This is a genomic window from Arthrobacter sp. 05L45_2, assembly GCF_056397525.1.
The window spans coordinates 1-13962 of sequence record NZ_JBFTNO010000065.1 but is presented as its reverse complement, the minus strand read 5'-3'; the positions used below and the strand labels follow the sequence as shown (position 1 = coordinate 13962).

Here is a 13962-nt window from a genome sequence, read left to right as displayed (position 1 = left end):
GGCCGGAGCGAACCTGGACTACCTGCTGGTCCGCGGCAACAACGACCGTCCGGTGATCGCGGTGGACTGGAAGAACCGCCGGGAACTGCGCGCCGCCCTGGTTGAGGCCTGCCGGGACGAGCCCTTCTACTCCATGACCGTGGACGCCAAGAAGAAGTCCTCCGTCCTCGTGGCCGACGGGGAACTTTCCCCCAACCGCCAGGCCCGGATTTTCCGGCTCTACCGGCCGCACGTGGAACCCGAAGGCGGGCTCGAGTTCGGCGCGTCGGCCGGCGTCCAGCTCGAACTCTGGAGCTTCGAGGGCGACCAGCTGATCCTGCCGATCGAAAACTCCCTGACCCGGCGGACCCTGCTGGCCCAGGACGCCGTCCGCGGCACTGTCGAGCGCTACGGGCACACCTGGCCCACCATCGAGAACATGTTCGCCGACCACGCCAGCGACATCAGCTTCGACGTCGACATTGTCTTTTCCTGGGTTGACGGCAGCTCCCCGGAGTACATCGCGGCCCGCCGGGCACGGATGGCCGGCGTTGTGGTGGGCGAGGGGGACGACCACGAGGCCCGCTTCCGCCAGATCGACGAGCTCAAATACGCCCTGCGCTCGGTTTACATGTTCGCGCCGTGGATCCGCCGGATCTTCATCGCCACGGACTCCCCCGCCCCGTCCTGGCTCGCGGACCATCCCAGCGTGACCATTGTGCGCAGTGAGGAGTTCTTCGCCGACCCGTCCGTGCTGCCGACGCACAATTCGCAGGCCGTCGAGAGCCAGCTGCACCACATCGAGGGACTGTCGGAGCACTACCTGTATTCCAATGACGACATGTTCTTTGGCCGGGCCGTCCGGCCGGACATGTTCTTCACCCCCGGCGGGATCACCAAGTTCATTGAGGCGGAGACGCGCATCGGCCTGGGCGACAACGACGCCGAGCGCAGCGGCTTCGAGAACGCGGCGCGGGTGAACCGGAAACTGCTGTGGGACCGGTTCGGCCGGATCACCACCCGGCACCTGGAACACACCGCCGCACCGCTCCGGCGCAGTGTGACCGCGAAAATGGAACAGGAATTTCCGGCGGAGTTCGCGAAAACGGCCGCCAGCCGGTTCCGGGCCGCGGACAACATCTCGGTGACCAACTCGTTCTACCATTACTACGCGCTGCTCACGGGCCGGGCCGTCACCCAGACGGCGGCCAAGGTGCGGTATGTGGACACCACGGCGCGGGCGGGCCTGAACTACCTGCCCAAACTGCTGTCCAAGCGGAACATGGACTTCTTCTGCCTCAACGACGGCAGTTTCCCCGAGGTGCAGGCCGAGGAACGCGCCGAGCTGGTCACGGATTTCCTGGAGAAGTACTTCCCGATCAAGGCGCCCTGGGAGCTCTGACCCCGGCGCCGGGCGCGGGCTAGCTGCGGGAGCCAACCCCGCGGCTGCCGGCGGACCTTGAAAGTTCTTCCAGCCGCGCCTGGCCCGGAATGCGGATCCCGGCGGCCGCAATCCGCCGCCGGGCCTCCTCGCCGGTGACGAACTCGCCCACCGGAGGCACGGTGTCGCCCAACTGGACCACGGAATGAACGATTGTGTGCTCGTAGACGTGGACCAGGTTGAACGACTGCCCGCTGTCACGGCCCCTCGTTCCACCCATGGGGACGTTCAGGTCCTGGGTGTAGCAGGTGGCCGACGCGACCGAAACCGGGATGCCGGCGAACGTCGCCGTCGTCGAATAATGCAAGTGGCCGCCGAGGACGGCGCGGACATCGGAGTTCCGCAGGACACCCGCGAGCGCGGCCTGGCCGCGCAGTTCAACCAGCACCGCCAGGTCCAGCACCGAGGGGACCGGCGGGTGGTGCAGCGCCAGGATGGTGCCGTCCGGCGCCGGCGTCGACAGTTCTTCGGCAAGCCATTCCAGCTGCGCGGCGCTCAGCTCGCCGTGGTGGAAGCCCGGTACCGAGGTGTCCAGGGTGATGATCCGCAGCCCGTTGATGAAATCAACGCGGTCCACCGGGGCGTCGTCGGCCGGCTGGTCCAGCAGCCCGGTCCGGAAGTTGGCCCGGTTGTCATGGTTCCCCATCGCCCAGATGATTTTCGCGCCCATGGCCTCGCACGCGGGCTCCACGATGCTGCGGATTTTCGCGTAGGCCTCCGCCTCGCCGCGGTCGGCCAGGTCGCCGGTGAAGACCACAGCCTCGGGGCGCGCGCCGGAGGCACGGACTTCGTCAAACAGTTCCCGCAGCCGGGCGTCGCTATCGACGACGCCGTGCAGCGGGTCCGTGCCGCCCAGCAGATGGGCGTCACTGAAGTGGAGTAGGAAATGACGCGGCCGGGGGTGTTCGGCCTCGATGAGTTCCATCGCTACCTTCTTGGTTGGGTGGAAGCGGTTGCCTCCAGCGTCCCTCTCACATCTATCCAACCAGAGATTCGGTCCGCGATGCGCAAACCCCAGTAGGCATGTTTCCGGCTGGCCGATATTCGGGTACTCCGGCGGACGCATACCTGCCCCGGCATGTGCCGGGTGCGCCCGCCGGAGGTAATTACCCGGCGTTCCCGGCCGTCAGTTCAGGTAGCCGTTCGGGTTGAGCACGTACTTCGTGGCGGCTCCGGCGTCGAACTCGGCGTAGCCCTTCGGGGCGTCCTCCAGGGAGATCGCCTTGGCGTTGACGTTCTTCGCGATGTGGACCTTATCGTGCAGGATCGCCATCATCAGGCCGCGGTTGTACTTCATCACCGGGCACTGTCCGGTGGTGAAGCTCAGCGACTTCGCCCAGCCGGTGCCCAGGCTCAGCGACAGGGCACCCTTCTTGGCGGCCTCGTCCACTCCGCCCGGATCGCCCGTGACGTAGAGCCCCGGAATGCCGAGCGCGCCGCCGGCCGCCGTGAGCTCCATCAGGGAGTTCAGGACCGTCGCCGGCGCCTCCTTGGCATCGTGGCCGTGCCCCTTGGCCTCGAAGCCCACGGCGTCGACGGCGCAGTCAACCTCGGGTACCCCCAGGATCTGCTCGATCTGTTCGGCCGGGCCGCCCTTGGAGAGGTCAACGGTCTCGCAGCCGAAGCTGCGGGCCTGCTTGAGCCGGTCCTCATTCATGTCGCCGACAATGACGACGGCGGCACCCAGCAGCTGGGCGCTGGTGGCCGCCGCGAGCCCGACGGGTCCGGCGCCGGCAACGTACACCGTGGAACCCACACCGACGCCGGCCGTGACGGCACCGTGGAAGCCCGTCGGGAAGATGTCCGAGAGCATGGTCAGGTCCATGATCTTCTCCAGGGCCTGGTCCTTGTCCGGGAACTTCAGCAGGTTCCAGTCCGCGTACGGGACCAGGACGTAGTTGGCCTGGCCGCCCACCCAGCCGCCCATGTCCACATACCCGTAGGCGCTGCCCGGGCGGTCGGGGTTGACGTTCAGGCAGATGCCGGTCTTCCGCTCCTTGCAGTTCCGGCACCGTCCACAGGCGATGTTGAAGGGCACCGAGCAGATGTCCCCCACCTTGATGAATTCGACGTCCGGGCCGACTTCCACCACTTCACCGGTGATTTCGTGGCCGAGGACCAGGTCCGCGGGGGCCGTGGTGCGCCCGCGGACCATGTGCTGGTCCGAGCCGCAGATGTTCGTGGCAACGGTTTTGAGGATTACGCCGTGGCGTACGGAGCGGCCCACGTTGGCGGGGTTAACCCCCGGGCCGTCCTTGAGCTCGAAAGTCGGGTAGTCAATGTCGATCAGCTCGACTTTTCCTGGACCCTTGTAGGCAACGGCTTTGTTTCCTGTCATCACTTTCCTCCTGGTTTCACGGACCCCAATGTTGAGTGCCCAGTTGTGATTCACGAAGCTTCCTGATGCACCCTCCGCAGGCCGTGGCCGGCTGCTCTGCCGGCGGGCAGGGGTGTTTACACCGCAGGTATGCCCGGAACGTCGGAGGGTTTGGCCAGTCTAGGACGTGGGCCTGCGCAGGGGTAGGGCCCCTTGTGCCCTTGCGCGCCCCGGAGCGTCCCCGCCGCCGCGCCCTCGCCGTCGCGCCCTCGCGCCGGCTCAGTCGAGCGCCCGGCGCACGGCCTCAATGATCTCCGGAGCATCCGGCTCTACGGTCGGCGCGAAACGGGCCACGACTTCGCCGTCGCGGTTCACCAGGAACTTCTCGAAGTTCCATTTCACGAGCCCGGGCAGCAGGCCCTTCTTGAATTTGGTCAGCTGCTCGTAAAGCGGGTGCTGGTTCTTGCCGCGAACGTCGGCCTTGGTGGTCAGCGGAAACGTCACGCCGAAGTTGCGTTCGCAGAACTCGGCAATTTCCGCGTCACCGGCTGGCTCCTGTCCGGCGAACTGGTTGCAGGGGATGCCGAGGACGGTGAAGCCTTCCGCCTCGAACTTGTTATGGAGGGCCTGCAGGCCGGTGTACTGGGGCGTGAACCCGCACTGGGAGGCAACGTTCACCACCAGCACCACCTGGCCCCGGAAGCGGTCGAAGTCGGTTTCCGTGCCGTCGTTAAGGGTCAGCGGGATGGAGTGCAGGGTGGTCATGGTGTGGTGTCCTCGCGGGGTTGGGGGCAGAAACAAGTCACAACTGTGCTTCGACACCACGCTACGCCGGTATGGGTCCGTGACGGGGTGGGGTGGGGTGGGTGCGGGCTTGGGCTACGGCGCCGGCGTCGCGGGGGCGGACGTGGCGGGGGCCAACCCGGCCGGCGGCTCCGTGGACGGCGTCTGCTGCAGGAGCGTCCCGGGGGCGGGCGTCGGAACCGGCGCCACCGGGGTGGCCGGGGTAGTCGCCGCCGGTGTCGGGGAAGGCGTGACGGAAGGCAGCGTGGGTGTCACCACCGGGAGGGTCGGCGACGGCGTCGGCGTGGGCGTCACGACCGGCGGGGTGGGGGCGGCTGTCGGCGTCGGCGTCGGCGTCACCGCGGGGGCCGAGGGCGTGGCCGGCGCGCTCGGGGTGGCGGCCGGCGTCGTCGCGGCCGGGGACGGCGTAGCGGTAGGTGAGGGCTTCGCCGTCGTCGTGGTCTCAACTGCGGGAACGTGTTTCTCCTGGACTCCGCCGGTGACTTCCCGGGGATGCTCAGCGGCCACCGGGATGGCCCAGTCAGTGCTCGAACTTCCGGCAGCCGGCTTGCCGGCGTCCGGGGCGTAACTGGTCATCTGGATGTCATCGAGCGGATCAACCTGCCGGGTGGGAAGGAATTTCCAGTCCAGCGGGTTGACGTGCGCGCCGTTGAGGATGGTCTCGAAATGGAGGTGGCACCCGGTGGATGACCCCGTGGTCCCCACCTTGGCGATGACCTCATCCACGCCCACGGACTCGCCCTTCTTTACGGCGATCCCCTGAAGGTGGTTGTAGGTGGTGATCAGGCCGTTGCCGTGGTCGATTTCCACCCGGTTCCCGCCGCCCCAGGGATGCCATCCCACGGCCCGCACCACACCGGCGTCGGCCGAATACACCCGGGTTCCGCACGCGGCCGCGAAATCCTGGCCCCAGTGGAATTCCCCGGCCGTTCCGGTGAGCGGACTGATGCGCAGGCCAAAGGGCGAGGATTCGGTCAAGGATTCGAGGGGGGCCATCAGGAAACCTTTGGGCGGCCGCTCCAAGCCCGCCGACGCGACGCGAAGTTCCACCTTGCCGTCCTTGGACCGGGTCTGGACCGTGGTCCGGTCGAAGGACACCAGGGCATGCCGGTCGGCGGTCAGGGCGGCGGTGCCCCGTCCGGCGCCGCCCGGGTCCCCCGTCACGGGAGCGACGGGGTCAAGGAGACCGGGGCCCACGGTGCCAGAGGCGGCGTCGGATATAGYCTCGGCCGATGAGGAGGCGGGCGCCGGCATCGAATAGTTATCGGGAGCCGGGGACCCAACGAGGAGCAGGACAAAGGCGACGCCGGCGGCTCCCGCAAGAGTGCGGGCAGCCACCCCCGAAGCCCTGGCCTGTCCACGCGTTTGGTTTCCCCAGTGTTTTCCCACGTTGTGACTCCTGCGAAGTTTTTCCGCCGGACCCCAATCTCGGCGGACTCACTCCCCTATGTGACCACAATCGATCCGGTCTGTGAACCTCCGCACGACCCCGGTTTATCGGGCTTCCGGGACCAATCCGCACCACCGCGCGGAAGAGGGGTGGCGCCCCAGTAGTGCCCGCCAAGGAAACACGTACCCGCCCGCGCCGGCCGGGTAAGAATAGGAGTATGCGCAATGTCCTCAGGGAATGGCAGGCGGAACTCAAGCAGACGTTCACCGGAACGCGGGACGCCGTGCCCGATTGGGTGGGACGGCTCGAGGAGGGCGGCGACCCCGGCTTCCACCGCCCCGGTTCCGCTGTCTGGGCCGTGCACGGGGCCATGCCGACCATTGTGGCCGGCATCCGCGCGCTGCTGATGCAGGCGCTGCACCCGGGCGCACTGGCCGGGGTGCACGACCACTCCCGCTTCCGCGAAGACCCCCTTGGCCGGCTGGCCGGGACCATCCGCTGGATCTTTACGGTCACCTACGGGTCGACGGAGGCCGCCCGTGCCGCCTCGGGCTGGGTGCTGCGGCTGCACGAATCTGTGCGCGGAACCTACACTGACGGCCACGGCGTGGAGCGGCCCTACGCGGCCAACGACCCCGAGCTCCTCCGCTGGGTCCACATCGCGTTCACCGACGCGTTCCTGTCCGCGCATAAGCTGTGGGGCCGGCCCATTCCCGGCGGCCCGGACGCGTACGTCCGCGAGTGGGCCCAGGCCGGAACGCTCATGGGGGTCGAATCGCCGCCGCTGGATGAGGCCGGGATGCGCCGGCAGCTGGACCGCTGGTACGACGACGGCGATCTCACCTCGGGGGCGAAAGTCGCCGAGACGGTCGCGTTCATCCGCGATCCCCCGCTGCACCCCGTCCTTCGGCCCGGCTACCGGGTGCTGTTCGCGGCCGCGGTGGCCAGCCTCGAGCCCAAGTACCGGGACATGCTGGGGCTGCGGACCGCGAGGCTGGGGCCTTTCCCGCTGCCGGTGAAGTTGGCAACGCGAGCCACGCTCAGGATCGTCCATCTCGCCCTGGGCCGGATGGGGCCGAGCGAACAGGCAGCACGGACGCGGCTGCGCCGGCTGGGTTACGCGGAGTAGTTGGGGCGGAGTGCCGACCGATCCAGGATGCAAAAAGGCCCCGGTTCAATGAACCGGGGCCAACCGCGGAGAATGGGGGATTTGAACCCCCGAGGGCGTTAACCCAACACGCGTTCCAGGCGTGCGCCATAGGCCGCTAGGCGAATTCTCCAGTTGCTTCTGAATCAAAAGCAGATACTAGACTACCTGAACTTCGCGGCTTCGCCCAATTGAGTCCGCACCCCCTCCGCAACCCACCCCCGGCCCCGCCGCGACGGACATGCCCATCGCCCGACTCCACCAATGGACATAGTCGGTATATGCCCACCCGGTGACCCTAAAAATGGGCATGTCCATCCCATAGCTCCCGGGGCACCGGACATGTTCATCATCCGACTCCACGGATGGACATATTCATCACTCGAGTCGGCGGATGGACATAGTTGGCATATGCCCACCCGCCGGCCCGAAAAATGGGCATGTTCATCCCTGGGCTCCGGAGGCAACGGGCATCTCCACCCGGCGGCCACACGACTGGGCATGTCCATCTCCGACCCCCGGTGCCACGCTTGCCCACTCCACGCCCCGAAAAATGGGCATGTCCATCGAGAAGAATCACCCCGCCCACCCCGATTCGGGGCACGCCCGATCGTCGGGTAAACTACTTGACGGCCCCTCATGTGGCGTCATCCTGTTGAACTCCCCCAGGACCGGAAGGTAGCAAGGGTAAATGGGCTCTGGCGGGTGCATGGGGGGTCTTTTATGTCTGAGCCGATTGGTAGGGTTTAGCTGTGACTGTTACTACCGCCCTTTACCGCAGATACCGGCCCGATTCGTTCGCGGACGTTATCGGGCAGGAACACGTCACCGAGCCGCTGATGACGGCGCTGCGGAAGAACCGCGTCAACCACGCCTACCTCTTTTCCGGCCCCCGAGGCTGCGGCAAAACCACCTCCGCCCGCATCCTGGCCCGCTGCCTGAACTGCGCGGAAGGCCCCACTGACACCCCCTGCGGCGTCTGCCCCAGCTGCATTGAGCTCGCCCGTGGYGGCGCCGGTTCGCTCGACGTCATTGAGATTGACGCCGCGAGCCACGGCGGTGTCGATGACGCTCGCGATCTTCGCGAACGGGCCACCTACGCCCCGGTCCGCGACCGCTACAAAATCTTCATCATCGACGAGGCCCACATGGTCACCTCGGCCGGCTTCAACGCGCTCCTGAAAATCGTTGAAGAGCCGCCGGAACACATCAAGTTCATCTTCGCCACCACGGAGCCGGACAAGGTCATCGGCACCATCCGCTCCCGCACCCACCACTACCCGTTCCGGCTGGTTCCGCCTGAGCCCCTGATGGCGTACCTGGAGCTGCTCTGCACACAGGAAAACGTCGCCGTGGCCCCGGGCGTCCTCTCGCTGGTAATCCGCGCCGGCGGCGGCTCGGTGCGCGACTCCCTGTCAGTGCTCGACCAGCTGATGGCCGGCGCCGGCCCCAACGGCCTGGACTACGAGCTCGCTGTGGCCCTGCTCGGGTACACCCACGCATCCCTGCTCGACGACGTCGTCGAGGCCGTCGCCGCCTCCGACGCCGCCACCGTCTTCCGCGCCGTCGACCGCGTTATCCAGACCGGGCACGATCCCCGCCGCTTCGTCGAGGACCTGCTGGAGCGCTTCCGCGACCTCATCATTGTCCAGGCCATGCCGGAGAGCGCCCAGTCGATCCTCCGCGGCATGCCCGCCGACCAAATCGCCCGGATGCAGAACCAAGCCCACAACCTTGGCGCTGCCGAGCTCTCCCGGGCCGCGGACGTGACCAACACGGCGCTGACGGAGATGACCGGTGCCACCTCCCCCAGGCTGCACCTTGAGCTGCTGTGCGCCCGCATCCTGCTGCCCAGCTCCGAGCAGACCGAGCGCGGCATCGCGGCCCGCATCGACCGTGTGGAGCGCCGCCTGAATTACGCCGGGAACGACGTCGGAGCTCCCGCCGCCACTCCCGCGCCGGCCGTCGGCCGCGCGCCCGCTGCCGCTCCGGCCGCTCCCGCGTCGAACCGCCCGGCTGAGACGGCGCCCGCCGCCGGCCCGGGGACGGCGGCAACACCCCCGGCCACCCCGCCTGCAGCCTCGCCGCAGGCACAGCCAGAAACTCAGCCCGACCGGCCGCCCCTCACGGCCCCCCGGGTCAGCACCAGCGACTGGCCCGTGGACGAACCTGCTGCCGCAAACGGCGCCGGCCGCCCGGCCACCGCCCCGGCGCCTGCCCAGGAGCGGGAGCCGGCGCCGGCCGTCCGTACCCAGGCACCTGAAACTGCCATACCGGCCCTGGCCGCCCCGGCAGCCCAGCCCCAACCGGATGCTCCGTCCCAACCGGCCAGTCCGTCCCAGACGGCGCGGTCGGATGCGCCGGAGCGACCGGCTGCGGGCGTCCCGGCCCCGGCCGCCGGCTCCGGATCCGGGCCCGACGTCGAGGTCCTCCGCCGCGCCTGGCCCGAAATCCTGCAGACCCTGACCAAGATCAAGCGCAGCACCTGGGCGCTCGTGGAACCCAACGCACAGGTAGGGCACTTCGAGGGCCAGGTCCTCACCCTGTCGTTCACGACGTCGGGGCTCGCCGGAGCCTTTGGCCGGGCGGACCACGCGGAGAACCTGCGCCAGGCAATCCACAAGACCATCGGGATCGACTGCCAGATCACGGCCGTGGCAGGCAGCGGCAACAGCTCAGCGAGCTCTGAGCCAAACCCAAAAGCACCCGCTAGCCGGGACACCCCGGCCACGGAAGCGACGGAAGCGGATGTCGCCTGGGGTCTGGCACCCGCCGCACCCGCCGCACCCGCTGCAGCACCCGCGTCCGGGTCGCCCTCCACTACAGGCACCAGCGCCACAGTCGCCGCAGGACCTGCGCCGGCGACCCCCGTTGAAACTAGCCGCGCCACCGCGTCCGCACCGGCGCCCGCCGCACCGGCCGAGGCAGCACCGGAGCGCGACGAAGCCCCGCAGGCCCCTGCCGAGTCCGCCACGCAGGCTCCCGCAGCTGCCGCCCAGCCTGGCCGCGAAGCCGTCCAGCCCGCCGGTCCGGCGGCGGAATCGGAAGGTTCCTACGCTTACTCGGACGACGACTGGGGTCCCCCTCGGGACGAGGACGCACCGCCCCTGGACGAGGAACCGCCCCTGGACTGGAGCCCGTCTGCCCCGGCAACCACCCGGCCTTTCCCTGCAGGGTCCGCCCCGACGCCGCCGCCTACACAGCGGCGCTCGGGCGGCAGCGCCTCCGCCTCGCCCGCGAGCGCCCCCACCGGCGGGCCGGCCTCAGCGCCGTACCAGACGCCCTCCAAGGATCCTGCGGCGGACCCGTGGGCCCACGCCGTCGAACAGTCACCGGGCGTTTGGACCGTCGGCACGGAACTGAACGTCGGACGCCACACGGGACCCGACGCCGTGGCCGTACCGGCGCAACCAGACCCCGAGCCGGAACCGCCGCGCTACGAACCCGCCGCCGCCCAGATTCCTGAGCCCGCCAGGGCTCCGGAAGGCGCGTCCGGCTACGGCCACCCGGTCGCGGAGCACGCCCCGGCACCCGAAGCCGTGCTTGTGCCGGCAGGCGGCGCCCCGGCTGTCATCGCGGCAGCGGCCTCCCCGGTGGCGGCCACGGCTCCGGCGGCCGCGCCTCCGGCGGCTGCCCGGCAGAGTCTGTACCAGCGGTTGTCCAACAGCCCGGAAGCGGAGGCCGGACGGGCCAAGGCACCGGCCAGAACCGCCGTCGACGCCCCCACCTACGTCCAGGACATTCCCAGCGCCGACGACGAAACGATCGAGGAGTCCGGCGTCTTCGGCCGCGCCGCCGTCGAGCGTATTCTGGGCGGGAAACTGCTCGAGGAGCGGTCCCTCGACGGAAGCCCACTGGCGCCGCGTTTCTAGTTTTCACGGCGGCCGAGCGGCGCGCTACTCCCCCCAACGAACGAGGACATTGTGTACGAAGGTGCAGTACAGGAGCTGATCGACGAGCTCGGCCGCCTCCCCGGCGTTGGGCCCAAATCCGCGCAGCGCCTGGCCTTCCACATCCTCGAAGCCGACCCGCAGGACATGAAACGCCTGGTCGAGGCCATCACCACGGTCAAGGAACGGGTCAAGTTCTGCACTGTGTGCGGCAACGTCACCGAGCAGGAACTGTGCAACATCTGCCGGGATCCGCGCCGGGACCCGTCAGTGATCTGCGTCGTGGAGGAATCCAAGGACGTGCTGGCCGTGGAGCGCACCCGGTCCTTCCGCGGCCGCTATCACGTGCTCGGCGGGGCCATCAATCCGATTGCGGGCGTCGGGCCGGAGCAGCTTCGGATCCGTGAACTGCTCACCCGGCTTAACGACGGCGCCATCCAGGAAATCATCATTGCGACCGACCCCAACCTCGAGGGCGAAGCCACTGCCACGTACCTCGCCCGGATGCTCAAGTCGATCGGCATCGCGGTCACGCGGCTCGCCTCGGGGCTCCCTGTGGGTGGAGACCTCGAATACGCTGACGAAGTCACGCTGGGCCGCGCCTTCGAAGGCCGCCGCAACGCGCTGAGCTGACCGTCCAGTGACCACCGCCGACGGCATTCCGGCCCCTCTTCACACGGAACGGCTGGTGCTGCGGCCCCTCGCTGCGGCCGACGACGGCGCCGTCCTGACCTTCCGCGGCGACCCGGAGGCCGTGCGGTACCTCTCCCACGCGGCCCTCACCCCGGCGGAGAACACGGCCCGGGTGCGCAAGATAGTCGCGGCAACTGACGCGTCCACCACCGAATGGTTCAACGTCGGCTGGGTTATCCAACTCCGGGCGACCGGCGACATCATTGGCGACGGCCGGACGTGGAACTCCGAGACCCCTCCCCTGCCCGGCCGGATTCCGTCCCACACGGCGAGCCTGGGCTACATCCTGCATCGGGATCACCACGGGCAGGGACTGGGCCGGGAAGCCGCGGCCGCACTGGTGCAGTGGCTGTTCGCCTCCCGCGGCAGCCGGACCGTGTTCGCCGGGGTGTACGAACCCAACCAGCCCTCGCGGCGGCTGCTGGAAAGCCTCGGTTTCCTGCCCGACCGCCATTTCACCGCGGCCGAGGATACTGCCGGAAAGAGCCTCCCCTCCTGGCGCTACCGGCTCGACCGCCCCGACTGACCTGTTGCCCCGGGTCGCCCGACCGCCGGCCGGCGCTTGGACTAGCGCTCGCTGCTGACTCCCCGCGGGGACAGGCGCGGCCCCGCCGGGACGCGGTTGGACATGCCCATCAGCACGGATCAGGAATGGACATAATGGCGATATGTCCACTCCTGACGCTCAAGGATGGGCATGTCCGTCGGTCCGATGCGCATATCCACTCCTCACGCTGAACGATGAGCATGTCCATCGGTCCGATGCGCATATCCACTCCTCACGCTGAACGATGGGCATGTCCGTCGGTCCGATGCACATGCCCACTCCCGCCACCCAACGATGGGCATGTCCGTCGGGGGCGGGTGCGGTTTCGGTCACAATTCCACGCCCGGACGCGAGCGGCGATAAACTTGGGCTGAGAAGTTGCCGTCGCGCCGTTTGGCCGCGCGGAGTGGTGCTTCGCCCAGACCCCGATGATCCAGTGAGGGTGCGCGCATGAGTTTGCCCACTACCGAAGTCCACCCCGGACCGCAGCCGCAGGAGCTGCCCGCGGTTCCTGCCGTCACCAAGCATCTCGTTGTGAAGAAGTTCGGCGGCTCCTCGGTCGCGGACGCGGAAGGCATCAAGCGGGTCGCCCGCCGGGTGGTGGACGCCCACAACGCCGGTGACGAGGTCGTCGTCGTGGTTTCCGCGATGGGCGACACCACCGACGAACTGCTCGACCTGGCCGGCCAGGTGACCGACTCGGCGCCCGCCCGCGAAATGGACATGCTCCTCTCGGCCGGGGAGCGCATTTCCATGGCCCTGCTCGCGATGGCGATCAACAAGTATGGCGCCTCCGCACAGTCGTTCACCGGTTCCCAGGCCGGCATGATCACCGACGGCATTCACGGCAAGGCCCGGATCATCGACGTCGACCCGCACCGGATCCGCACGGCCCTGGACAAGGGGCACATCGCCATTGTGGCCGGATTCCAGGGCATGAGCCGCACCACGAACGAGATCACCACCCTGGGCCGGGGCGGTTCGGACACGACAGCGGTGGCCCTCGCGGCGGCCCTCAGCGCCGATGTGTGTGAGATCTTCACCGATGTGGACGGGATCTACACCGCCGATCCTCGGGTGGTTCCGACGGCCCGGAAAGTGGACAGCATCTCCAGCGAGGAAATGCTGGAACTGGCGGCGTCCGGCGCCAAGATCCTGCACCTGCGCTGCGTGGAATACGCGCGCCGCTTCGGTGTACCGCTGCACGTCCGCTCCTCATTCAGCCAGCACGAAGGCACCTGGGTCCTGCCCAGCGCCGATGACAAGATCACGATTCAAGAGGGAGTTGCCTTGGAGCAGCCAATCATCTCCGGTGTTGCGCACGACCGTTCCGAAGCCAAGGTCACGGTGGTGGGTGTTCCGGATATCCCCGGCAAGGCTGCGGCGATCTTCCAGGTCATCGCAGACGCGCACTCCAACATCGACATGATCGTCCAGAACGTCTCCACCCACGGCACCGGCCGGACGGACATCTCCTTCACGCTGCCGATCGTCGAGGGCGCCGATGCCCTCGCCGCGCTCCGCGCCGCGCAGGCCGAGATCGGCTTCGAGAACATCGAATACAACGAGAAGATCGGCAAGCTGTCCCTCATCGGCGCCGGCATGCGTTCCCACCCCGGCGTCTCGGCACGGTTCTTCGCGGCACTGTCCGAAGCCGGGATCAATATCAACATGATTTCGACGTCGGAGATCCGGATCTCGGTGGTGACCCACGCCGACCTGCTGGACGACGCCGTGCGCGCCATCCACAAGGC

Annotated in this window: 10 protein-coding genes, 1 tRNA gene and 1 other RNA gene; 7 read left to right on the top strand and 5 right to left on the bottom strand. The window is 68.4% G+C overall.

Annotated elements, in window-relative coordinates; translation table 11 throughout:
* Positions 1-1381 (top strand): stealth family protein (locus tag AC1DHD_RS07345; protein ID WP_476879083.1); only part of this gene is annotated, 1381 nt, incomplete at its 5' end.
* 19 nt (positions 1382-1400) lie between these two features.
* On the opposite strand, the gene AC1DHD_RS07340 is transcribed toward AC1DHD_RS07345, so the two are convergent.
* From AC1DHD_RS07340 to AC1DHD_RS07325, 4 genes are all read right to left on the bottom strand, one after another.
* Positions 1401-2345 carry a phosphodiesterase gene (locus tag AC1DHD_RS07340; protein WP_476879082.1) on the bottom strand — a complete coding sequence of 315 codons (945 nt, stop codon included), beginning with the start codon at positions 2343-2345 and terminating at the stop codon, positions 1401-1403.
* 201 nt (positions 2346-2546) lie between these two features.
* The gene (fdhA, locus tag AC1DHD_RS07335; RefSeq protein ID WP_476879081.1) at positions 2547-3758 is read right to left on the bottom strand and encodes a formaldehyde dehydrogenase, glutathione-independent; all 1212 of its coding nucleotides are present in this window, start codon (positions 3756-3758) and stop codon (positions 2547-2549) included.
* A 258-nt stretch (positions 3759-4016) separates the two neighbouring features.
* A complete protein-coding gene (locus tag AC1DHD_RS07330) occupies positions 4017-4502 on the bottom strand; it encodes a glutathione peroxidase (RefSeq protein ID WP_476879080.1) in 486 nt (161 codons plus the stop codon).
* Between the two features lie 114 nt (positions 4503-4616).
* Positions 4617-5879 (bottom strand): M23 family metallopeptidase, encoded by a 1263-nt coding sequence (locus AC1DHD_RS07325; RefSeq protein ID WP_476879079.1) that lies wholly within the window; start codon positions 5877-5879, stop codon positions 4617-4619.
* 269 nt (positions 5880-6148) lie between these two features.
* Between AC1DHD_RS07325 and AC1DHD_RS07320 the strand changes: the two genes are divergently transcribed.
* Positions 6149-7060 carry an oxygenase MpaB family protein gene (locus AC1DHD_RS07320; protein WP_476879078.1) on the top strand — a complete coding sequence of 304 codons (912 nt, stop codon included), beginning with the start codon at positions 6149-6151 and terminating at the stop codon, positions 7058-7060.
* Between the two features lie 66 nt (positions 7061-7126).
* Here AC1DHD_RS07320 and AC1DHD_RS07315 read toward each other — a convergent pair.
* Positions 7127-7211, bottom strand: a tRNA-Ser gene (locus tag AC1DHD_RS07315).
* A gap of 495 nt (positions 7212-7706) precedes the next feature.
* On the opposite strand from AC1DHD_RS07315, the gene ffs reads away from it, so the two are divergent.
* The 5 genes from ffs to AC1DHD_RS07290 all read left to right on the top strand — a co-directional run.
* Positions 7707-7803, top strand: an RNA gene (gene ffs, locus AC1DHD_RS07310) — signal recognition particle sRNA small type.
* A 27-nt stretch (positions 7804-7830) separates the two neighbouring features.
* Positions 7831-10950: a DNA polymerase III subunit gamma and tau gene (locus AC1DHD_RS07305; RefSeq protein WP_476879077.1), complete on the top strand. Its 3120-nt coding sequence runs from the start codon at positions 7831-7833 to the stop codon at positions 10948-10950.
* A gap of 51 nt (positions 10951-11001) precedes the next feature.
* A complete protein-coding gene (gene recR, locus AC1DHD_RS07300; protein WP_309975336.1) occupies positions 11002-11601 on the top strand; it encodes a recombination mediator RecR in 600 nt (199 codons plus the stop codon).
* Positions 11602-11608: 7 nt separating this feature from the next.
* Positions 11609-12187: a GNAT family N-acetyltransferase gene (locus tag AC1DHD_RS07295; RefSeq protein WP_476879076.1), complete on the top strand. Its 579-nt coding sequence runs from the start codon at positions 11609-11611 to the stop codon at positions 12185-12187.
* 471 nt (positions 12188-12658) lie between these two features.
* A partial coding sequence (locus AC1DHD_RS07290) for an aspartate kinase (protein ID WP_476879075.1) occupies positions 12659-13962 on the top strand: 1304 nt, incomplete at its 3' end.

What these genes read in the sequence shown, in the direction of transcription:
- AC1DHD_RS07320 (WP_476879078.1), top strand. Translation starts at nt 6,149, where the DNA reads ATGCGCAATGTCCTCAGGGAATGGCAGGCGGAACTCAAGCAGACGTTC.
- AC1DHD_RS07330 (WP_476879080.1), bottom strand. Translation starts at nt 4,502, where the DNA reads ATGACCACCCTGCACTCCATCCCGCTGACCCTTAACGACGGCACGGAA.
- AC1DHD_RS07340 (WP_476879082.1), bottom strand. Translation starts at nt 2,345, where the DNA reads ATGGAACTCATCGAGGCCGAACACCCCCGGCCGCGTCATTTCCTACTC.
- fdhA (WP_476879081.1), bottom strand. Translation starts at nt 3,758, where the DNA reads ATGACAGGAAACAAAGCCGTTGCCTACAAGGGTCCAGGAAAAGTCGAG.